This is a genomic window from Novosphingobium sp. MD-1, from assembly GCF_001014975.1.
GTDB lineage: Bacteria > Pseudomonadota > Alphaproteobacteria > Sphingomonadales > Sphingomonadaceae > Novosphingobium.
Window position 1 is genome coordinate 135,431 of record NZ_BBXA01000031.1, and the last position, 21,416, is coordinate 156,846.

Sequence of the window (21,416 nt, forward strand, 5' to 3'; positions counted from 1 at the left end):
TCCAAGGATTTTCAAAAGCGCATACCTATGCACAAACTTCATTTGAAAAGGCGTCCGTCTTGCAACGGACGCCTTGGAAAAGGTTTACCGGCCGAGCGCGGCGACGCCTGGCAGTTCCTTGCCTTCCATCCATTCGAGGAAAGCCCCGCCGGCGGTCGACACGTAGCTGAAGTCGCCACCGACGCCCGCGTGATTCAGCGCGGCGACGGTATCGCCCCCGCCCGCCACCGAGATCAGCGATCCTTCGCGGGTCAGCGCGGCGGCGGTCTTCGCCAGCGCAACCGTGGCTGCGTCGAACGGTTCGGTCTCGAACGCGCCCAGCGGACCGTTCCAGACCAGTGTGCGGCAGGTCTTGAGCACGTCGGCCAACGCCTCGACCGCGGCCGGGCCGACATCGAGAATCATCTCGTCCGCGGCGACTTCGTGCACGTTGCAGGTGCGCAGGCTGGGCGGATTGGCGGCGAATTCCTTCGACACCACCACATCGTAAGGCAGGTGGACGGTGCAGTTGGCCTTGTCGGCATTGTCGAGGATTTCCTCGGCGGTGCCGGTAAGGTCATGCTCGCATAGCGATTTGCCCACGTCCACGCCACGCGCGGCCAGGAAGGTGTTGGCCATGCCGCCGCCGATGATGAGGTGATCGACCTTGCCGACGAGGTGCTTGAGCACATCGAGCTTGGTCGAGACCTTGGCCCCGCCGACCACGGCCGCGACCGGCGACTGCGGATTGCCCAGCGCCTTTTCCAGCGCCTCAAGCTCGGCCTGCATTGCGCGGCCGGCAAAGGCCGGCAGAACGTGCGCCAGCCCCTCGGTGGACGCGTGGGCGCGGTGCGCGGCGGAAAAGGCATCGTTCACGTAGAGATCGCCAAGGCTGGCAAAGCGTTCGACCACGGCGGGATCGTTCTTTTCCTCGCCACCGAAGAAGCGGGTGTTCTCCAGCACGGCAATGTCACCGGGTTGCAGCGCCGAGACGGTGGCCTTGTCGCCTTCCCAGTCCACGTACTTGACCGGGCGGCCCAGCACGTGCGCGAGCGGCGCGACGACCTGCTTCAGCGAGAACTCTGCCGAAGGCTGGCCCTTGGGGCGGCCGAAGTGGGCGAGAACCAGCACCACGGCGCCCTTGTCGGACAGTTCGGTCAGCGTCGGCACCGCCGCGCGCAGGCGGGTATCGTCGGTCACCGCGCCGCCAGCCATCGGCACGTTCAGATCCTCGCGGACCAGCACGGCCTTGCCGGAAACGTCACCGATATCGTCCAGCGTCTTGAACACGGTCATTCTTCGGTCCTCGCGTCATCGCCCCAAGCGCTCACCGCCGTTCGTGTCGAGCCCTTCGACTGCCCGCAGGGCGGGCGCTCAGGGCTCGAACCGAACGGGGGTTGATACGATACTTGACTAGAGCAGCTTCCCCATCACGCCGGCGGTATCGAGCATCCGGTTCGAGAAGCCCCATTCGTTGTCGTACCACGACAGCACGCGCACCAGCTTCCCTTCGAGCACCGCGGTTTCGAGGCTGTCGATCGTCGACGAGTGCGGATCGTGGTTGAAGTCGATCGACACCAGCGGTTCGTCGGTGAAGCCCAGCACGCCCCTCAGCGCGCCTTCGGCGGCGGCCTTGAGCAAGCCGTTCACTTCCTCGACCGTGGTATCGCGCTTCGGCGTGAAGGTCAGGTCCACGACCGAGACGTTCGGGGTCGGCACGCGGATCGACGAACCGTCGAGCTTGCCCTTGAGATCGGGCAGAACCTCGCCCACGGCCACGGCGGCGCCGGTGCTGGTGGGGATCATGTTCATCGCGGCGGCGCGGGCGCGGCGCGGGTCCTTGTGGATCTGGTCGAGGATCTTCTGGTCGTTGGTGTACGAATGAATCGTGGTCATCAGGCCACGCTCGATGCCGATCGATTCATGCAGCACCTTGGCCATCGGCGCGAGGCAGTTGGTGGTGCACGAGGCGTTCGAGACGATCTTGTGATCGGCGGTCAGCTTGTCGTGGTTCACGCCAAAGACGACGGTGAGGTCTACACCCTTGGCCGGAGCCGAGATCAGCACACGCTTCGCGCCCGCGTCGAGGTGCTTCTGGCCGCCGGCGCGATCGGTGAAGAAACCGGTGCATTCCAGCGCGATGTCGATGCCGTTGGCGGCGTGCGGCAGGTTGGCCGGGTCCTTTTCGGCCGTCACCTGGATGCGCTTGCCGTTGACGATCAGATCGCTGCCGTCGACCGACACATCGCCCGAGAAAGCGCCGTGGACGCTGTCGCGCTTGAACAGCAGCGCGTTGGCCTTGGCATCGGCCAGGTCGTTGATCGACACGAGTTCAAGGCCGCAGTCAGGCCGTTCGAGGATGGCGCGCGCGACATTACGCCCGATACGTCCGAAACCGTTGATCGCAACCTTGATCGCCATGTCAGCTTCTCCTGATAAATTACGAAATTCGTGAAAGAATCTTGGGAACGATCTTGTCGACCGCAAAGCCGAAGTGATCGAACAGCACTTCGGCCGGAGCGGAGGCGCCGAACGTGTCCATGCCGATGGTCAGGCCATCGCCGACATATTTCTGCCAGCCCAGCGTGACGCCGGCCTCGATCGATACCTTCAGCACATCGGCCGGTAGCAGGTCGGTGCGGTAGGCGGCGTCCTGTTCGTCGAACAGTTCCCAGCACGGGACCGAAACGACATCGGCGCCGATGCCCTGCGCTTCGAGTGTGGCAGCCACGTCCTTGGCAAGCGCGACTTCCGAACCGGTTGCCAGCAGCACGACCTTGCGCGCGGCTTCGGCGGAAACGAGGCGATAGGCGCCCTTCGCGCTCTTCATCTCGGTATCGAACCGCAGCGGCGGCAGGTTCTGGCGGGTGAGCGCGAGGACGGTGGGGCGATCCTTGTTGGCCAGCGCGATCGCCCAGGCTTCCGCCGTTTCGATGGCGTCGGCCGGCCGGAACACCAGAAGGTTCGGGATCATGCGCAACGACATGACGTGCTCGACCGGCTGGTGGGTCGGGCCGTCTTCGCCCAGGCCGATCGAATCGTGCGTGAACACATAGACCACGCGCTGATGCTGGAGCGCCGAAAGGCGCACCGCGTTACGGCAGTAGTCCGAGAACACCAGGAATGTGCCGCCATAGGGGATCACGCCGCCATGCAGCGCCATGCCGTTCATCGCGGTGGCCATGCCGAATTCGCGGATGCCGTAATAGACGTAGCGGCCGGCGTAATTGTCCGCGTTGAACGGCGCGGTCGACTTGGTCTTGGTGTTGTTCGAACCGGTCAGATCCGCCGAGCCGCCGACCATTTCGGGAATCGCGGACGTCAGGGCTTCCAGCGCCATTTCGCTGGCCTTGCGGGTCGCGACCTTGGGCGGGTTGGCGATCAGCGACTGGATATAGGCGTCGAAGCCGGTCTCGGCGGGCAGTTCGCCGGCCATGCGGCGGGCGAGTTCGGCGGCCTGCGGATGGCTGGCGGCGCGGGCTTCCCAGTCCGCGCGGGCGGTCTTGCCCGCCGCGCCGGCAGCGCGCCAGTTTGCGAGGATGTCCGCCGGAATCTCGAACGGCGCCGCCGTCCAGCCGAGGTACTCGCGCGCGGCGGCGATTTCGTCGGCACCCAGCGCCGCGCCATGCACGCTGTGGCTGCCCTGCTTGTTGGGCGCACCCTTGCCGATGATCGTGCGGCAGGCGACCAGCGAGGGGCGCGGATCGGCAGCGGCTTCCGCCAGCGCGCGGGCGATGTCGGCGAAATCGTGCCCGTCGCACGAACCGACATGCCATCCCGTGGCGGCATAGCGGGCAAGGATGTCCTCGCTCGTCGACAGCGAGGTATCGCCGTCGATGGTGATCTTGTTGTCGTCCCACAGCACGTTGAGACGGCCCAGCTTCAGCGTGGCGGCAAGGCCGATCGCCTCGTGGTTGATGCCTTCCATCAGGCAGCCATCGCCCGCCACCACCCAGGTTCGGTGATCAACCAGGTCATCGCCGAACGTGGCGTTGAGATGGCGCTCGGCCATCGCCATGCCCACGGCCATGGCCAGACCCTGCCCCAGCGGGCCGGTAGTGCATTCCACGCCTTCGAGCAGGAAGTTTTCCGGGTGCCCGGCGCAGGGGCTGGTCATCTGCCGAAAGTTGCGGATGTCGTCCATCGTCGGCGCTTCGTACCCGGTCAGGTGCAGCAGCGCGTAGATCAGCATCGACCCGTGGCCGGCCGACAGCACGAAACGGTCACGATCTGACCATTTTGGCTGGGACGGATCGTGCTTGAGGAACTGCGTCCACAGCACGGTGGCGACGTCGGCCATGCCCATGGGCATACCGGGATGGCCTGAGTTGGCTGCCTGAACCGCGTCCATGGCAAGCGCACGGATCGCGTTGGCCATGGGAGCCAGCGCGGAGGGATCGCGTGTCATCGCTTGAAAAAGGCCCTTCCCTGTCGCGCCATCGCGCGAATTCCTGATGATTCGGAGCGGGGCCTCTTTGATCACGGGACCGTTGCAGGTCAAGCGAACGGTCGCACAATGATACAGTTGGGGAACAATTCCCGCGATATATTGCGACGCCAACCATTTATGCTAGCGCTTGTTCATGGCGACCGAAGCATTGAACGCAGCGCTCGACCAGATCGAGCAAGCCTTGGGCCGGCTGGAAGCGGGAGTCGTCGCGCTGCGCACGGCCGCTTGCGCCGAAGGTGAGGCCACCGTTGAACTGAAGGCCTTGAAAACCCGGCATCGCAAGCTGAAGGACAAGGTGGCGGAAGAGCTGCAACAGCTCGATCTGCTGCTGGCAGGCATTCCCAAATGAGCAACGTATCGCTCCAGATCGGGGGCCGCCCGTTCACCGTCGCCTGCGCCGAGGGCGAGGAAGCGCATCTCGAAATGCTGGGGCGGATGATCGACGAGCGCGTGCGCAAGCTGGGCGCGGCCGCCGGACAGAGCGAATCGCGCATGATGCTCTATGCCGCTCTCTTCCTGGCCGACGAGCTGCACGAGGAGCACCGCAAGGCGCCTCCTCCTGCCGGGGAGGTCCCTTCCGCAGAAGCACCCGCCAGCGTGGTCGCGCGGGTGCAGGCGCTGGCCGAGCGCGTGGAAAAACTGGCGCAGCAGATCGAACAGCCATCTTGAGCCCGGAGCACGGACGCCCTACATCAGGGGCGACGGGATCTGCCCGGCACGAGCCGCATGAAACATCCCTGAGGCTATAAGCAATCCACGGGGGCTGTCCCTGCCCTGGCCCTGGCCAGTGGTACATGGTCCCCACCTGACGTTGAGGCGTCAGAGGATTTTCCCGGAAACCGACCCATGGTGGACCCGTCACCCCCATCCCGTCCATGACCCAACCGCCTTCCCCCGCTGAAACCGCCATGGCCAAGACGGCCTTGCGCAAGGAACTGCGCGCCGCGCGCCGCGCGCATGTCGCCGCGCTGGACCCGCGCGTGCGCGCGCTGCTGCTGATGCGGCCGCCGCGCCCCGTGGCCGATCTGGTGCAGCCGGGGCAGGCCGTGGGCCTCTACATGGCCAACGCGGAAGAGGCGCCGGCAGGTGGCTACGCCCGGTTCTTCCACGATGCCGGCCACACTATCGCCCTGCCCCACTTCGCCACGCGCGCAGCGCCCATGCGCTTTCGCGCCTGGGCCAGCCCCCACCTCGATGATTTGCTGGAGCCGGGGCCTTACGGCACGCTCCAGCCCACGGACACGGCGCCGATCGTCGTGCCTGATGTCCTGTTCGTGCCGCTGGTGGGCTTTACCGCCGACGGCGGTCGGCTGGGTCAGGGCGGCGGGCATTATGATCGCTGGCTGGAAGCGCACCCCGGAACGAAGGCGATCGGCCTTGCCTGGGATTGCCAGCTGGCCGACGACCTCCCGCGCGAACCGCATGATCGGCCCTTGCTCGCCGTGGTCACGCCGACACGGCTCTATGGCCCGTGGGAGGAGCATCGATGAAGCCGGGCGAGACAAAACCGACGTGGCGCAAGCCTGTGGGGATTCTGGCGCTATTCATCGCGCTGCTGGTTTATGCCGTGATCGTGGCCGGGCTTTCGACGCCGATCGGCAGGCTGCCGGTGCTGGTGCAGACGCCGATCTACATTGTGCTGGGCACGATCTGGCTGTTGCCGCTGCGGCGCTATCTGATCTGGATGGAAACCGGCCGCTGGGGCTGAGGCCCCGCGCCGCCGCAAAGCGGCTTCATGCGCTAAAAATGAAGTGAAATGGTCGGGGAGAGAGGATTCGAACCTCCGGCCCCTGCCTCCCGAAGACAGTGCTCTACCAGGCTGAGCTACTCCCCGACCGATCCGCCGCCGGTCACCCGGCTGCGAGGCAGGCGCGCCCTATAGGCGGCGGTTCCACGGGTGGCAAGCGGGCAATCGAAAAGTTTTTCCACATTCCCGCCGGCCAAAATTCAGCCTCCCTTTGCGCCCGCCGCGATCGCGGCCTAGGTTCGGCCCATGGCTTCCGTCCTCCGTTCCGATTCCCCGCCTTCGCGCGAAGCGCCGCATTACGAATGGCAGTATCTCGACCTGATGCGCCGCATCTGGGAACAGGGCGACGAGCGGGTGGATCGCACCGGAATCGGCACGCGATCGGTGTTCGGTGCCGAACTGCGGTTCGATCTCTCGGACGGACGCGTCCCCCTGCTGACCACCAAGCGCGTGTTCTGGAAGACTGCCACGCGCGAATTCCTGTGGTTCCTGACCGGCGACACCAACATCCGCGCGCTCTGTGCGCAAGGCGTGGAAATCTGGACCGACTGGCCGCTCGACCGTTATCGCCGCGAAACGGGTGATCCGATCAGCCGAGCCGATTTTTCCGCACGGATCGTGGCCGACGAAGCCTTCGCCGCGCGGTGGGGCGATCTCGGCCCGGTCTATGGCAAGCAATGGGTCGACTGGCCGGTATATGAGCCGGACGGCCAGGGCGCGTTCCGGCGGCGCGATCAGGGCGTCAACCAGGTGGCCGATGTGGTGCGCAGCCTGCGCAGCAATCCCGGCAGCCGCCGCCATATTGTCGAAGGCTGGAACGTGGCCGAGCTTGACGCCATGGCCCTGCCGCCGTGCCACAAGACCTACCAGTTCCACGTCTCGGGCAACCGCTTGTCCGCCCTGCTCTACCAGCGCAGTTGCGACGTGGCGCTGGGGCTGCCATTCAACCTGTGGGGCGCGGCGCTGTTCCTCCGCATGCTGGCGCAGCAGTGCGATCTGGAGCCGGGCGAGCTGGTGTGGATGGGCGGTGACGTGCATCTCTACCTCAACCATGCCGATCTGGTGGAGGCGCAGATCGCGCGGACGCCTGCGGGCGATCCCCGGCTGGACATCACGCGCCGGCCGGATTCGATCTTCGACTACCGCATCGAGGACTTCGTGGTGCGCGATTACCAGCCCGCCGCGCACATCGCGGCACCGGTCGCGGTATGAGGTGACATGAAGTCGTACTTGTTTCTCTTGTGCGCAGCTTTGAAATAAAATAACATCATTGAGTAATTTTGCACCGGACGGATCGCGACCGCGAGTCGCGCGTTCAAGCGTGCGGGAGAGACATCGATGCTGGATCTGCGAGCATGACCGACGCGGGCGCCCCCGGGGCGACGGGAACCCAAGGGCACGGCAACCTGCCGCCCTTGTCGCTACACGTACCCGAGCCGAAATTCCGGCCGGGTGACACGGTCGATTATAGCCACATCAAGGTTCCACCGGCGGGTGCGCAGCCCCGGCCCGACGAAAGCTGCGCCGCGTCCGAAACGCATCCGCTGTGCCTCGACCTCGTGCGCGTGCTCGATGACGAGAACCGCGCGGTGGGGCCTTGGAACCCGAAGCTGGATGCCGAAACGCTGCGGCGGATGCTGCGCATGATGGCGCTGACGCGCGCGTTCGACGATCGCATGTATCGCGGGCAGCGACAGGGCAAGACCAGCTTCTACATGAAGTGTACCGGCGAGGAGGCCACCTCGATCGCCCCGGCGATGGCGCTGGCGCACGATGACATGGTGTTCCCCAGCTATCGCCAGCAGGGCATCCTGATTACGCGCGGTTATCCGCTGGTCGAGATGATCAACCAGATCTATTCGAACCGCGCGGACAAGCTGAAGGGGCGCCAGCTTCCGATCATGTATTCGGCGCCGGAGCATGCGTTCTTCACGATCTCCGGCAACCTCGCCACGCAATACCCGCAGGCGGTGGGCTGGGCCATGGCCAGCGCGATCAAGGGTGACACCCGGATTGCTGCCACCTGGATCGGCGAAGGATCGACGGCGGAGGGAGATTTCCATTCCGCGATGACCTTCGCCGCCGTTTACAACGCGCCGGTCATCTTCAACGTCGTGAACAACCAGTGGGCCATTTCCAGCTTCTCGGGCTTTGCCGGGGCGGAACGGACCACCTTTGCCGCGCGGGCCATCGGCTATGGCATCGCCGGGCTGCGCGTGGACGGTAACGATCCGCTGGCGGTCTATGCCGCGACGCAATGGGCCGCGAACCGCGCGCGTGCCAACGCCGGCCCGACGCTGATCGAACATTTCACCTACCGTGCCGAAGGGCATTCGACCTCGGACGATCCCACCCAGTACCGGTCCGCGCAGGAACGCGAGGAATGGCCGCTGGGCGATCCGGTCACGCGCCTGCTGCGCCACCTGATCGCGCTGGGCGAATGGTCGGAGGAACAGCACGCGGCGATGGACCGCGAACTGGTCGATCTGGTCAAAGCCGCCACGCGCGAGGCGGAAAAGAACGGCGTGCTGGGCCACGGCTTGCACCACCCGTTCCATACGATGTTCGAGGACGTGTTCGAGGAACTGCCCTGGCACCTCAGGGAACAGAGCGAGCAGGCGATCCGCGAACGGCGGATCAAGTGGCCGGAATGGTCGGACGAAAGCTGGCGGGAGAATGGCCGGTGAGCGAACCGATGATCGAGGAAGCGCCCGTGTCGCTTTCCGAAGCGCCGACGCGGCGGCTGAACATGATCGAGGCGATCAATGACGCGCTCGACCTGATGATGGAACGCGATCCCGATGTGGTCGTGATGGGCGAGGACGTCGGCTATTTCGGCGGCGTGTTCCGCGCGACGGCGGGCCTGCAGAAGAAGTACGGCAAGACGCGCGTGTTCGATACGCCGATCAGCGAATGCGGGATCATCGGCGTGGCCGTGGGCATGGGCGCCTATGGCCTGCGCCCGGTGCCGGAAATCCAGTTCGCCGACTATATCTATCCGGGTCTGGACCAGCTCGTCTCGGAAGCGGCGCGGCTGCGCTACCGCTCGGCCGGCGGCTTCATCGCCCCGCTGACGGTGCGATCGCCCTTCGGTGGCGGCATCTTCGGCGGGCAGACCCACAGCCAGAGCCCCGAGGCGCTGTTCACCCACGTCGCCGGGATCAAGACGGTGGTGCCCAGCACCCCGCACGATGCCAAGGGCCTGCTGATCGCCGCGATCGAGGACAACGACCCGGTGATCTTCTTCGAGCCGAAGCGCATCTACAACGGCCCCTTCAACGGCTATTACGACAAGCCGGTGGAGCCGTGGAGCCGCCATCCCGACAGCGCGGTGCCCGAAGGGTACTACTCGATCCCGCTCGGCAAGGCGCGCATTGTACGCCCTGGTGAGGCGGTGACGGTGCTGGCCTATGGCACGATGGTCCACGTGGCCGAGGCGGTGCTGCGCGAAAAGGGCGTCGATGCCGAGATCATCGACCTGCGCACGCTGGTGCCGCTCGATATCGACACGATCGAGCAATCGGTGCGCAAGACGGGCAAGTGCCTGATCGTCCACGAAGCGACGCGCACCTCCGGCTTTGGCGCCGAGCTCTCCGCGCTGGTGCAGGAACGCTGCTTCTATCATCTCGAGGCGCCGATCGAGCGCGTGACGGGTTTCGACACGCCTTATCCGCACAGCCTTGAATGGGCCTATTTCCCCGGTCCCGTCCGCACGCACCGGTTGCGCAACCTGCGCGGCCAGCGGCGCGGCGACCGCTACAGCCCCGACCATCGAAGCCCCCGTCCTGAAAATCATCACTATCCCCCGGCGCACCCCCTGTGCGCCCGTCCGGGGATCATGCTAGCCGGCAGCGCCTAAAGCTTGGTTAACGCGCCCTAAATGCGCGAAATGACGCAGGTCGAAAGGGGATATCCGGCTGTGGAAAAAAACTGGCGACGAGACCTGTTGACAGCCTCGGCCCGCTCGCATAGAGGCGCGGCTCCCAAGGGAACGCGGGTGTAGCTCAGTTGGTTAGAGCGCCGGCCTGTCACGCCGGAGGTCGCGGGTTCGAGCCCCGTCACTCGCGCCATTTCCTTCATTCAGAAGGAAAATAGGCCGCCCGCTCCCTGGGAATTTCCACCAAGTTCGCGTTTTGCGCCCATCATCCGCCGCGCAGCAATTGCACGCCCCAGTCGCGCTCGAACAGGTAAAGTAGCACGCGCGCCGCTTCGCCGCGCGGCGAAGCGAGGCCGCCATCGCGTTCCATCAGCAGGCGCGCATCGTCGTGCGCCAGCGGCAGCAGGCGGGCGATCTGTTCGAAATCGGCGACACGAAACGGGGTGTCGCCCGACTGGCGCGTTCCCAGCAATTCGCCGCCGCCGCGCAGGCGCAGGTCCTCCTCCGCGAGGCGGAAACCATCCTGCGTCTCGCGCATCAGCGCCAGCCGCTCGCGGCCCGTTTCGGACAGCGCATCGCCGCGCAGCAAAAGGCAGGTGGAGCGTTCGCTGCCCCGCCCCACGCGCCCGCGCAACTGGTGCAACTGGGCAAGGCCGAAGCGCTCCGCCTGCTCGATCACCATCAGCGTGGCGTTGGGCACGTCGACGCCGACCTCGATCACGGTGGTCGCCACCAGCAGCTTCGCCGCGCCGCCGGCGAACCGCTCCATCGCGGCGTCCTTGGCTTCGGGCCGCAACTGGCCATGGACGAGCACGACATCGTCTCCGAAGCGCTCGCGCAGCAGGGCGAAGCGCGCCTCGGCCGCGGCCAGATCCTCGTTTTCCTGCTCGCGAACCATCGGGCAGACCCAATAGGCTTGGCCGCCTTTCGCGATATGGCGGCCGATCCCGTCGATCACCTCCGCCATGCGCTCGACCGCGACGACGCGGGTATCGATCGCCTGCCGGCCCGGCGGCATCTCATCGAGCCGCGAGACGTCCATCTCGCCATACTGGGCCAGCGTAAGCGTGCGGGGAATGGGCGTGGCCGTCATCGCCAGGCAATGCGGCGTGCGCCGCGCCTTCTGCGTCAGCATCAGGCGCTGGCCAACACCGAAGCGGTGCTGTTCGTCGATCACCACCAGCGCGAGATTGCGATAGCTGACCGCCTCCTGAAAGATCGCATGGGTGCCGACGCAGATGTGGATGGAACCGTCTATCAGCCCCATCAGGATCGATTCCCGCGCCCGGCCCTTGTCGCGCCCGGTCAGCAGCGCGATTTCCACACCGGTGCCGGCGGCCATGCGCGTCAAGGTGGCGTGATGCTGGCGCGCGAGGATTTCGGTGGGGGCGAGCAGTGCGGCCTGCCCGCCCGCTTCCACCGCGATCAGCATGGCGTGGAGCGCCACCGCCGTCTTGCCCGAGCCGACATCGCCCTGCAGCAGCCGCAGCATTGGCGCGCCCTGCGCCACATCGCATTCGATCTCGGCAATCGCCCGCTTCTGCGCGCCGGTCAGCTCGAACGGCAGGTGCAGCTTGGCGCGCAAATGCCCGTCGCCCTGAAGCGGCGTGCCCGCGCGCTCGCGGTTGCTGGCGCGCACCAGCATCAGTGCCAGGCTGTTGGCGAGCAGTTCGTCGTAGGCGAGCCGATCGCGCGCGAGGACGTTCTCGCCGCGATGCGCCTCGGTCAGCGCCGCTTTCCACGCCGGCCAGTCCATCTTCTGCATCAGGCCGGGCTCGATCCATTCGGGCAGATCGGGAAGCAGGCCGATCGCCTGATGGACCAGCGCCTGCACCCGCCCCTGCGTCAATCCTTCGGCCAGCGGATAGACCGGTTCGTTCAATTGCCCGAGCGCGCCAGCGCTTTCCTCGCTGACATGATCGGGGTGGACGATCTGCAGCGTCTGCCCGAACTGGTCGAGCCGGCCCGCGATCCAGCGCGTCTCGCCCGGAGGCAACTGTTTGCGCGCGGTATAGGACGAGCGGCCGAAATAGGTGAGCGCGACGACATTGCCCAACACGTCCTCCGCCATCACGCGGAAGGGGCCGCGGCCGGCCGAGGCACGGTGTTCGCGCACGGTCAGCGCCACCACGATCTGTTCGCCCACGCTCGCCTCGTCGAGATTGGCGACCGCGCGGCGCAGCACGAACCGATCGGGCAGGTGATAGGCGATATCGCGCACGCGCGTCAGCGCGAGGCGCTCCAGCGGACGGGCCAGCCCCGGCCCCACGCCTTTCAGGCTGGCGGCCTCGGCAAACAGCGGGTTGAGCAGATCGGGGCGCATCGCTGCCGACATAGTCGGCGTGAAGCGGGAGCGCCAGCGTGGCGGCAGGCCTTCCGCCGGACCGGTCGGCTTTTGCCCCCAGTCCGCGCAATTTTGACCCAGCGCATGGAAACGATCGCGATCCGCGCGCTTGTTCACTCCCGATAACAAAGGGAGTCGAAAACCAATGCTGCTTCCCCATGGTGCCGTGATCGTGCTTGCCGATGGCAAGGCATGGGAGATTTACCGCAACGCCGGGAACGAGGCCGCGCCGGAACTCACTGCCCTGCCCGTGCCGCATCTGGTGGAGCAGAATCACGGCTCCGGCACCCGGCACGGTTCCAGTTCCGGCAATCCTTCGGGCCACCAGTTGGACGAGGACGCCCACGCTGCCGCTGTCGCCGCATGGCTCAACGCCAAAGTCGCCAGCCGTCAGATCGAACACGCGGTGGTAATCGCCGCACCGCGCACGCTGGGCGAACTGCGCCACCACTATTCGCCCCAGACCCGGCAGGTTCTGACGGGCGAATTGTCGAAAGACCTGATCGGCAGGCAGCCGGGCGACATCCTGGCGGCGCTGCGCGCCCGCTGAAGCCCACATTCGCACCCTTCCAGATCACGGGGGCAAGGACCCGTGTGGCACCCGGCGGTATGGGGGAAGGACGCCGCCGGGTGCTTTCGTGCGCGAACATGCATCGATCGCCGGGATTCTTTTCCAGCATTGGCCGAATACGGCGCTCAAAACGCCCGCCGCGCTTGAGTCCTGCGCGGCGATGGCCTAACCGCCCGCATCATGACTGACGACGCCCGCCTCCGCCGCCTGCAGTTCCGCGCCTGGCATCGCGGCACGCGCGAGGCCGATTACATGATCGGCTGCTTCTTCGATCGCTTCCACGCCAGCTGGAGCGAAACCGAAATCGCCCTGTTCGAGCGCCTGATCGACGAGGACGACGTGGACATCATGGCCTGGGCGCTGGGCACGCAGATCATTCCCGACGAATATGCCGGCCCCATGATGGAAGCCATGCGCAAGCTCGACTACGTCGACATTCCGCGCTGATCCGCTCTTCCCCTAGCGCCGCTGCTCTTCCATGCCCGATCTGAACCGCATCCTTTCCGCCACCGTTCCGCTGACGCTCGCCTCGGTCGCGCGCGGGGCGCAGCCGCTGGTGCTGGGCGATCTGGCGCGCGCGGCGAAGGGCCGCGCGGTGTTCATCGCGCCGGACGACGCGGCGATGCGCGCGATCGCCGAAAGCGCACCTTTTTTCGCGCCCGACCTTGAAGTCGTCGAATACCCGGCGTGGGACTGCCTGCCATTCGACCGCGCCTCGCCCGCGCTCTCGGTCAGCGCGCGGCGGCTGGCGGCATTGCAGAAGTTGCAGCAGAAACGCGGCGGGCCGCAGCTGATCGTCACCACGATCAACGCCGTCCTGCAACGCGCGCTGACGCCCTTCCGCATCCGCGAATCCACCCGCCTGCTGACGCCGGGCGTAGAGATCGGGCGCGAAAGCCTGATCGCGCTGCTCCAGCGGCAGGGCTATTCGCGCACCGATACGGTCGTCGATGCCGGCGAGTATGCCGTGCGCGGATCGATCTTCGACATTTTCCCGAGCGGGCTCGACCACGGGCTGCGGCTCGATTTCTTCGGCGACGAGCTGGAAACGCTGCGGCTGTTCGATCCGAACACGCAGCGCAGTGTGCAGCCGGTGGAAACGCATCTGCTGCTGCCGGCCAGCGAGGCGCTGCTCGACGAGGACAGCATCAAGCGTTTTCGCGGGCGCTATCGCGAACTGTTCGGCGCCAACGCCACCGGCGATCCGCTCTATCAGGCGGTCAGCGAGGGCCGGCGGCTGGCCGGCATGGAGCACTGGCTGCCGCTGTTCGAAGACCGGCTGGTCACGCTGTTCGATCATCTGGGCGACGATGATCTCGTGCTGATCGACGGAGCGGCGGCCAAGGCTGCGGAAACGCGGCTGGCCGACATCGCCGACTACCACCAGGCGCGGATCGATAGCGCCCAGCGCAGCCCCGGCACCTATCGCCCGCTGGCCGAGGACGCGCTGTACCTGACGCGCGACGAGTTCGACCGCGCGCTGGCCGGCTGGCCGGTCCACCGCACCTCGATCTTCGCCGAGCCGGAATCGAAACAGGTCGTCGATTTCGGCTTTTCCAGCTCGCGCGATTTCACGCCCGAACGGGCGCAGGCCGGCTCTGGCCAAGCGGGCGCGGCATCGAGCGGCAACATCTACGAGGCGGCGGCGAAGCACCTTGCCGCGCTGGGCACGCGCGGGCTGAAGCCGGTCATCGCCGCCTATACCGCCGGATCGCGCGCGCGTCTGGCCTCGCTGCTGGGCGAAGCCGGCAAGGCGCCGCCTGCGCTGGCGGAAAGCTGGCAGGAAGCGCTGGGCATTGCCGCCTCCGGCCGCCCCGTCGCCGTGGTGCTGCCGCTGGAGCAGGGCTTCGCCAACGCCGAACTGGAGCTGCTGACCGAGCAGGACATTCTCGGCGACCGGCTCGTGCGCCGCAAGAAGAAGCGCAAGGACGCCGACGCGTTCCTGGCCGAACTGTCCGCGCTCAACCCCGGCGATCTGGTGGTCCACATGGACCACGGCATCGGCCGCTATGAGGGGCTGGAAGCGATCAAGGTGGGCGACAGCCCGCACGATTGCGTCCAGCTCACTTACGCCGGCGGTGACAAGCTCTATATCCCGGTCGAGAACCTCGACGTCCTTTCGCGCTATGGCAATGAAAGCGACGGCGTCGCGCTCGACAAGCTGGGCGGCGAGGCGTGGCAGCGGCGCAAGGCGCGGATGCGCGAGCGCATTCTGGAGATGGCCGGGCAGCTGATGGCCACCGCTGCGGCGCGCGCCCTGCGGCAGGCGGACGTGTTGCCGACCGATCCCGCCAGCTACGGTCCCTTCGTCGACCGCTTCCCGTGGGACGAGACCGAGGACCAGGAACGCGCCATCGACGACGTGCTGGGCGATCTGGTGGAAGGCAAGCCGATGGACCGGCTGGTCTGCGGCGACGTGGGCTTCGGCAAGACCGAAGTCGCGCTGCGCGCCGCCTTCGTCGCGGCGATGGCGGGCAAGCAGGTCGCCGTGATCGCGCCGACCACGCTGCTGGCGCGCCAGCACTATGCCAATTTCGTCGAACGCTTTTCCGGCTTCCCGCTCAACATCGGCCGCCTTTCGCGCCTCGTTCCCGAAAAGGAAGCGCGCGAGACCCGCGCCGGGCTGGCAGACGGCACGACCGATATCGTGATCGGCACCCACGCGCTGCTGTCCAAGCAGGTGCAGTTCAAGCGGCTGGGCCTGGTGATCGTGGACGAGGAACAGCGCTTCGGCGTGGGCCACAAGGAAAAGCTCAAGGAGCTGAAGACCGACGTCCACGTTCTGACGCTGACCGCCACGCCCATCCCACGTACCCTGCAGATGGCAATGTCGGGCCTGCGCGAACTGTCCACGATCCAGACCCCGCCGGTCGATCGCCTGGCCGTGCGGACCTATGTGATGCCGTGGGACGACGTGGTGATGCGCGAGGCGCTGATGCGCGAACACCAGCGCGGCGGGCAGAGCTTCATCGTGGTGCCGCGCATCGCCGACATGCCCGAGCTGGAGGAGTGGCTGCGGCTGAACGTGCCCGAGATCCGCTTCGTCACCGCGCACGGCCAGATGAGCCCGACCGAGGTCGAGGACCGGATGGGCGCGTTCTACGAAAAGAAGTACGAAGTGCTGCTTTCGACCACCATCGTCGAAAGCGGGATCGACATTCCAAGCGCCAACACCATCGTCTTGCACCGCGCCGACCGCTTCGGACTGGCGCAGCTGTACCAGCTTCGTGGCCGGGTGGGGCGCGGCAAGCTGCGCGCCTATGCCTATCTCACTTATCCCGAGGACATGGCGCTGTCCGAAGTCGCGGAAAAGCGGCTGAAGGTACTGGGCGATCTCGATTCGCTCGGCGCCGGCTTCCAGCTCGCCAGCCACGATCTGGACCTGCGCGGCGCGGGCAACCTGCTGGGCGACGAGCAATCGGGCCATATCAAGGAAGTGGGCTTCGAACTCTACCAGTCGATGCTGGAAGACGCGATCCTGGCCGCCAAGGCGGGGGACATCGGCCTGGCGCGCGAACGCGAGGCGCTCTCCCCGCAGATCACGGTCGATGCGCCGATCATGATCCCCGAGGACTACGTGCCCGATCTGGCGGTGCGCATGGCGCTCTATCGCCGCATGAACGATGCCGAGGGCGCGGACGCGGTGGAAGCGCTGGCAGCCGAAATGATCGACCGCTTCGGCCCCCTGCCTGGCCCCACGCAGAACCTGCTCAAGCTGATCGAGATCAAGCGGCAGGCGATCGCGGCGCAGATCGCCAAGATCGACGTCGGCCAGAAGGGCGCGCTCGTCTCGTTCCACAATGACAGCTTCCCCGATCCGGCGGGCCTTGTCGCCTATGTCGAACGGCTGAAGGGCACGGCCAAGCTGCGGCCGGACATGAAGCTGGTGATTTCGCGCGCATGGGGCAACGCCGAAGCGCGGCTGAACGGGCTGGTGCAACTGACCAAGGGCCTGTCCGCGATCGCCCGGCGCGCCGCGAAGGGCTGAAGCCCTGCGTCAGTCGCGTGCCATGGCCACCAGCGCCGCGCCATCGACCGGGCCGGAACGCAGGAAGCCCTGGAACACCGCGCAGCCTTCCTCGTTCAGCACCGCCAGTTGCGCCGCGTCTTCCACGCCTTCGGCCACGACCTTCAGATCAAGCGCGCGGGCCATCGCCACGATCGCGCGCAGGATCGCCCGGTCGCGCGGGTCCTGCGCGATATCGCGCACCAGCGACTGATCGAGCTTCAGCGCATCGAGCGGCAGCGCGCGCAGGGTGCGGAAATTGGCGAAGCCGGTGCCGAAGTCATCCAGCGCGACGCGCATGCCCATCCCGGCCAGTTCGCGCAGCGTTTCGGCGCAGGCCTCGAAGTCGGCGATCAGCGTCTGTTCGGTGATCTCCAGCGTCAGCCGTTCCGCCGGAAAGCCCGATGCGGCGACAAGCGCGCGCATCGCGGCGGCCAGATCGCCTACCGCGAAGTCCTCGGCCGTGACGTTGAGCGAGAGGCGCAGGTCGTCCGGCCAGTCCGCCGCCTCGGCCAGCGCGCGTTCGGCGATGTGGTGGGAAAGCTGGCTGATGTGATCGCCACGCTCCGCGATCGCGAACAGCGTTTCGGCACCGACCAGCCCGAGTTCAGGATGGCGCCAGCGCGCGAGCGCCTCGGCGCCGATAAGGCGGCCGTCGGCCACGGTAAACTGCGGCTGGAACAGCAGCGATATCTCCGACCGGTCGAGCGCGCCGATAAGGTCCGCTTCCAGCCGGGCCGCGCTGCGGCCGCGCACCGCGTGGGAGCCATCCGCCCACAGGATGCGCCGCCCCGCGCCGCGTTGCAGGCTGAGCAGCGCCTGATCGAGCCGGTCGAGCATCGGCGCGCCGCGTTCGCCCGGCTGCCCGCGCAGCAGCGCCGTGCGCGGGGCAAGCCGCAACTGGTCGCCGGCCAGCGGTATCGGCCGCGCGATCGATCGCGCCAGGGCTTCGGCCTGCCATTGCCAACGCTCCCGGCTGGCGGCGACGGTGGAAGCCACCAGGAACTCGCCGCCGCCCATCCGCGCAACGAAGCTCTGCGCCCCCAGTTCCTCGCGCGCGAAATCAACGATCCGCCGCGCAATCTCCGCCAGCACGCGATCGCCCGCCGCCTTGCCATAGGCCAGGTTCACCGACTGGAACCGGTGCAGGCCCACCAGCATGGCCTGGGCAAAGCCATCCTGCCCCGTGCGATCAAGCCACGCGCAGGCGGCATCGACGCCGGGCAGTCCGGTCAGCATGTCGCGATCGTCGACCGGTGCGGGAAGCGGTTTGGGAAAAGCGTCCATTGCCCGGCTTGTGCCCGAACAATCTTGCCAAACCGTTCCGATCCTGCGGCGACCCGTCCGTTTTGCATTGCAACAAGAGGCCGCGCTCCATATCACGCGCAGCGAGAGAAACCGGGGATCGAGGACCAATGTCGGAATCCGCTCGACTCGCGCTTTGCGCGTCGCCTACCGACCGTGCTCAGGAAGCCGAACGCGATCTGCGCGCGCTGTGCGAATGGGTGCCCTTCGAGGAAGCGGACACGGTCGTCGTGCTTGGCGGCGATGGCTTCATGCTCCAGACGCTGCATCACATGCTCGATACCGGCCGCGTCGTTCCGGCCTATGGCATGAACCTGGGCACCGTCGGCTTCCTGATGAACCGCTACAAGAGCAGCCGCCCGCTGGAGGAACGCATCGCCCGCGCGCGCCGCATCGCGGTCTCCCCACTGAAGACGAAGGCGATCACCAACGCCGGTACCGAACACGAATTCTGCGCCATCAACGAAGTCTCGCTGTTGCGCGAAACGCGCCAGACCGCGAAGCTGGAAGTGACGGTGAACGGCAAGGTGCGGATGCAGGAACTGGCGTGCGACGGCGTGCTGGTGGCCACGCCCGCAGGCTCCACCGCTTACAACCTTTCCGCCAACGGCCCCATCCTGCCGCTCGGCTCGAACATGCTGGCGCTTACCCCGATCAGCCCGTTCCGGCCCCGCCGCTGGCGCGGCGCGATCCTGCCCGACAACGCCCGGATTTCGTTCCGCGTGCTCGAATCCGTGAAGCGCCCGGTGGCCGTGGTGGCCGACCAGAAGGAACTGCGCGACGTGGCCCACGTGGAGGTGCGCGCGTGGCCCGAACACCAGTTGACCCTGCTGTTCGACCGGGGTCGCTCGCTCGACGAGCGAATTTTCGCGGAGCAGTTTCTCGCCTAAAAAACATCAATCGAGCGCTTGCAAAACCGGGATCGCCTGCTATTAGCGCGCTCCTGCCCCGGGCAACCGGGGCTGCTCCCTGATAGCTCAGCGGTAGAGCTCTCGACTGTTAATCGAGCGGCCGTAGGTTCGAATCCTACTCAGGGAGCCATTTCCCCTTCCTCGCGCCAGAGCGCCGGAAGGGAGAAACAGCGAAGCCACACAAACCGCGTTTACACCTCCATTGCCAATTCGGTCGCTTGCCGGATCGCGCGCTTGGCATCGAGCTCCGCCGCTTCACAGGCGCCGCCGACAAGGTGCGAGCGGATGCCCGCCGCCGCCAGGTCATCGTGCAATCCGCGCGCCGGTTCCTGGCCGGCGCATACGATCACGGTATCGACATCGAACAACACCGGCTGCCCTTCGACCAGCGTGTGCAGCCCGGCATCGTCGATGCGCAGGTATTCCACGCCGCCGACCATGCGCACGCCCCGGCGCTGAAGCGTAAGACGATGGGTCCAGCCCGTGGTGCGGCCCAGACCCTTGCCAACGGTGGTCGCCTTGCGCTGCATCAGCGTGACCTCGCGATCGTTGCGCGCCACTACCGGTTCCACCCCGGTCACGCCGCCGCGCGGATGATTGCGGAAATCGATGCCCCATTCGCGGGCGAATACATCGATATCGAGCGCGGCGGACGTGCCCTGGTGGGTGATCAGTTCCGCCACGTCGAAGCCGATGCCGCCCGCCCCCATGATCGCCACCTTGCGGCCGACCTGTGCCGCGCCCGCGATCACATCGATGTAACGCACGGCCTTGGGATGATCGATGCCGGGCAGATCGGGCCGGCGCGGCGCGATACCCGTGGCGATCACGATCTCGTCGAAGCCGCCGTCCGCCAGCATCGCGGCATCGACGCGCGTACCCAGTTTCAGCGTGACCCCATGCACATCGATCATCCGGCGAAAATAGCGCAGGGTCTCGTGGAACTCCTCCTTGCCGGGGATGCGCTTGGCGAGATTGAACTGCCCGCCGATTTCGTCCGCCGCATCGAACAGAGTGACGTCGTGCCCGCGTTCCGCCGCGAGCGTCGAGAAGGCGAGGCCGGCCGGCCCCGCGCCGACCACCGCGATCCGCTTGCGCGGCTGCGCCGGGCGCATCACGATCTCCGTTTCGCGGCAGGCCCGTGCGTTGACGAGGCATGAGGTCAGCTGGCGGGTGAAGGTATGGTCAAGGCAGGCCTGGTTGCAGCCGATGCAGGTGTTGATCTCGTCCTCGCGCCCTTCGCGCGCCTTGTTGACCAGATCGGGATCGGCCAGCATCGGCCGCGCCATCGAAACGAGATCGGCATCCCCCCGCGCAAGGACGGCTTCCGCCACATCAGGCATGTTGATGCGGTTGCTGGTGATGAGCGGGATCGACAATTCCTTGCGCAGCCGCCCGGTCACCTGCGTGAAGGCTGCGCGCGGCACCATCGTCGCGATCGTGGGCACGAAGCTTTCATGCCAGCAGAAATGCGTGCTGATGACGTCGACGCCTTCGGCTTCCAGCGCCTTCGCCAGCGAGACGACCTCGTCCCACGCCAGTCCGCCCTGGAGCATGTCCATGGCGGAGATACGGAAGATCAGCAGAAAGTCCGGGCCAACCGCCACGCGCACACGCCGCACCACTTCCAGCGGAAAGCGCATCCGGTTTTCCCACGAACCGCCCCAGCGATCGGTGCGCTGGTTGGTCTTTTCGACGAGGAAGGTGGAGATCAGGTAGCCCGCCGAACCGATGATCTCCGCGCCGTCGTAGCCCGCTTCCCGCGCCAGCTTCGCGCAATTGGCGAACGCGGCGATCATCTCCTCGATCCCCGCTTCATCCAGTTCGCGCGGGACATAGGCGCCGATGCGCGACTTTACCGGCGATGGCGCGACGCAATCCGGGGTATGGGCCAAGGGGCCAGTATGGAGGATCTGCATGCAGATCTTCACGGCGGGATCGGCCGCGTGGACGGCGTCGGTTACGTGCCGGTGCAGCGGTACTTCGGACGGTTCGGATAGTTTCGCGCCGACGCCGCCCGTGACGTGCGGCGCAATGCCGCCGGTGATGATCGTGCCGACTCCCCCCTTCACGCGGTCGACGAAATAGGCGGCAAGCCGTTCGGCGGCATCCGGCACGTCTTCCAGGCCGGTATGCATCGATCCCATGATGATCCGGTTCTTGAGCCGATGCGGGCCGATCGCCAGCTCGGAGAACACGTGCGGATAGCGGACAGGTGCGTTCATG

Annotated in this window: 17 protein-coding genes and 3 tRNA genes; 13 read left to right on the forward strand and 7 right to left on the reverse strand. The window is 66.6% G+C overall.

Translation table 11 applies throughout. From position 1 onward, the window contains the following. Window positions 1-84: 84 nt before the first annotated feature. The 3 genes from NMD1_RS16545 to tkt all read right to left on the reverse strand — a co-directional run bounded on the left by NMD1_RS16545 (window position 85) and on the right by tkt (window position 4,387). Window positions 85-1,275: a phosphoglycerate kinase gene (locus tag NMD1_RS16545; protein ID WP_124807334.1), complete on the reverse strand. Its 1,191-nt coding sequence runs from the start codon at window positions 1,273-1,275 to the stop codon at window positions 85-87. A 117-nt stretch (window positions 1,276-1,392) separates the two neighbouring features. After that, window positions 1,393-2,400 (reverse strand): type I glyceraldehyde-3-phosphate dehydrogenase, encoded by a 1,008-nt coding sequence (gene gap / locus NMD1_RS16550; RefSeq protein WP_125955669.1) that lies wholly within the window; start codon window positions 2,398-2,400, stop codon window positions 1,393-1,395. 19 nt (window positions 2,401-2,419) lie between these two features. Then, the gene (gene tkt, locus NMD1_RS16555; protein WP_125955671.1) at window positions 2,420-4,387 is read right to left on the reverse strand and encodes a transketolase; all 1,968 of its coding nucleotides are present in this window, start codon (window positions 4,385-4,387) and stop codon (window positions 2,420-2,422) included. Window positions 4,388-4,562: 175 nt separating this feature from the next. On the opposite strand from tkt, the gene NMD1_RS16560 reads away from it, so the two are divergent. The 4 genes from NMD1_RS16560 to NMD1_RS16575 all read left to right on the forward strand — a co-directional run bounded on the left by NMD1_RS16560 (window position 4,563) and on the right by NMD1_RS16575 (window position 6,137). Continuing rightward, window positions 4,563-4,778, forward strand: coding sequence for a hypothetical protein (locus NMD1_RS16560; protein WP_124807331.1), 216 nt, complete (start codon window positions 4,563-4,565; stop codon window positions 4,776-4,778). After that, complete coding sequence (locus NMD1_RS16565; RefSeq protein WP_125955673.1) at window positions 4,775-5,098, forward strand: cell division protein ZapA; 324 nt, start codon at window positions 4,775-4,777, stop codon at window positions 5,096-5,098. Before NMD1_RS16560 ends, NMD1_RS16565 begins: the two co-directional genes overlap by 4 nt. A gap of 239 nt (window positions 5,099-5,337) precedes the next feature. Further along, window positions 5,338-5,919: a 5-formyltetrahydrofolate cyclo-ligase gene (locus tag NMD1_RS16570; protein ID WP_125955676.1), complete on the forward strand. Its 582-nt coding sequence runs from the start codon at window positions 5,338-5,340 to the stop codon at window positions 5,917-5,919. After that, window positions 5,916-6,137, forward strand: coding sequence for a DUF2842 domain-containing protein (locus NMD1_RS16575; RefSeq protein ID WP_124807328.1), 222 nt, complete (start codon window positions 5,916-5,918; stop codon window positions 6,135-6,137). Before NMD1_RS16570 ends, NMD1_RS16575 begins: the two co-directional genes overlap by 4 nt. Window positions 6,138-6,186: 49 nt before the next feature. Here NMD1_RS16575 and NMD1_RS16580 read toward each other — a convergent pair. Next, window positions 6,187-6,263 (reverse strand) — tRNA-Pro (locus NMD1_RS16580). 159 nt (window positions 6,264-6,422) lie between these two features. On the opposite strand from NMD1_RS16580, the gene thyA reads away from it, so the two are divergent. From thyA to NMD1_RS16600, 4 genes are all read left to right on the forward strand, one after another. After that, window positions 6,423-7,388, forward strand: coding sequence for a thymidylate synthase (gene thyA, locus NMD1_RS16585; protein ID WP_125955679.1), 966 nt, complete (start codon window positions 6,423-6,425; stop codon window positions 7,386-7,388). Between the two features lie 143 nt (window positions 7,389-7,531). Further along, the gene (locus NMD1_RS16590) at window positions 7,532-8,863 is read left to right on the forward strand and encodes a 3-methyl-2-oxobutanoate dehydrogenase (2-methylpropanoyl-transferring) subunit alpha (RefSeq protein WP_125955681.1); all 1,332 of its coding nucleotides are present in this window, start codon (window positions 7,532-7,534) and stop codon (window positions 8,861-8,863) included. A gap of 8 nt (window positions 8,864-8,871) precedes the next feature. After that, window positions 8,872-10,035, forward strand: a complete 1,164-nt coding sequence (locus NMD1_RS16595; RefSeq protein WP_233497749.1) for an alpha-ketoacid dehydrogenase subunit beta — start codon at window positions 8,872-8,874, stop codon at window positions 10,033-10,035. A gap of 134 nt (window positions 10,036-10,169) precedes the next feature. Then, window positions 10,170-10,246: transfer RNA gene (locus NMD1_RS16600), tRNA-Asp, on the forward strand. A 72-nt stretch (window positions 10,247-10,318) separates the two neighbouring features. On the opposite strand, the gene recG is transcribed toward NMD1_RS16600, so the two are convergent. Continuing rightward, the gene (recG, locus tag NMD1_RS16605; RefSeq protein ID WP_125955840.1) at window positions 10,319-12,376 is read right to left on the reverse strand and encodes an ATP-dependent DNA helicase RecG; all 2,058 of its coding nucleotides are present in this window, start codon (window positions 12,374-12,376) and stop codon (window positions 10,319-10,321) included. A gap of 166 nt (window positions 12,377-12,542) precedes the next feature. Here recG and NMD1_RS16610 point away from each other — a divergent pair, with 166 nt between their 5' ends. The 3 genes from NMD1_RS16610 to mfd all read left to right on the forward strand — a co-directional run bounded on the left by NMD1_RS16610 (window position 12,543) and on the right by mfd (window position 16,956). Further along, entirely contained in the window at window positions 12,543-12,947 is a 405-nt protein-coding gene (locus NMD1_RS16610; RefSeq protein ID WP_124807323.1) for a host attachment protein, read from the forward strand. A 201-nt stretch (window positions 12,948-13,148) separates the two neighbouring features. Then, window positions 13,149-13,415 carry a succinate dehydrogenase assembly factor 2 gene (locus tag NMD1_RS16615; RefSeq protein WP_124807322.1) on the forward strand — a complete coding sequence of 89 codons (267 nt, stop codon included), beginning with the start codon at window positions 13,149-13,151 and terminating at the stop codon, window positions 13,413-13,415. Between the two features lie 31 nt (window positions 13,416-13,446). Further along, on the forward strand, window positions 13,447-16,956 hold the full coding sequence (mfd, locus tag NMD1_RS16620; protein ID WP_125955683.1) for a transcription-repair coupling factor: 3,510 nt from the start codon (window positions 13,447-13,449) through the stop codon (window positions 16,954-16,956). Between the two features lie 9 nt (window positions 16,957-16,965). Here mfd and NMD1_RS16625 read toward each other — a convergent pair whose 3' ends face one another. Beyond that, a complete protein-coding gene (locus NMD1_RS16625) occupies window positions 16,966-18,261 on the reverse strand; it encodes a bifunctional diguanylate cyclase/phosphodiesterase (protein ID WP_125955686.1) in 1,296 nt (431 codons plus the stop codon). 128 nt (window positions 18,262-18,389) lie between these two features. Here NMD1_RS16625 and NMD1_RS16630 point away from each other — a divergent pair, with 128 nt between their 5' ends. Both NMD1_RS16630 and NMD1_RS16635 read left to right on the forward strand, forming a co-directional pair. After that, window positions 18,390-19,169 carry an NAD kinase gene (locus NMD1_RS16630; protein ID WP_125955689.1) on the forward strand — a complete coding sequence of 260 codons (780 nt, stop codon included), beginning with the start codon at window positions 18,390-18,392 and terminating at the stop codon, window positions 19,167-19,169. 76 nt (window positions 19,170-19,245) lie between these two features. Then, window positions 19,246-19,320: transfer RNA gene (locus tag NMD1_RS16635), tRNA-Asn, on the forward strand. Between the two features lie 61 nt (window positions 19,321-19,381). On the opposite strand, the gene NMD1_RS16640 is transcribed toward NMD1_RS16635, so the two are convergent. Beyond that, a complete protein-coding gene (locus NMD1_RS16640) occupies window positions 19,382-21,415 on the reverse strand; it encodes an NADPH-dependent 2,4-dienoyl-CoA reductase (RefSeq protein ID WP_125955692.1) in 2,034 nt (677 codons plus the stop codon). Window position 21,416 lies beyond the last annotated feature (1 nt).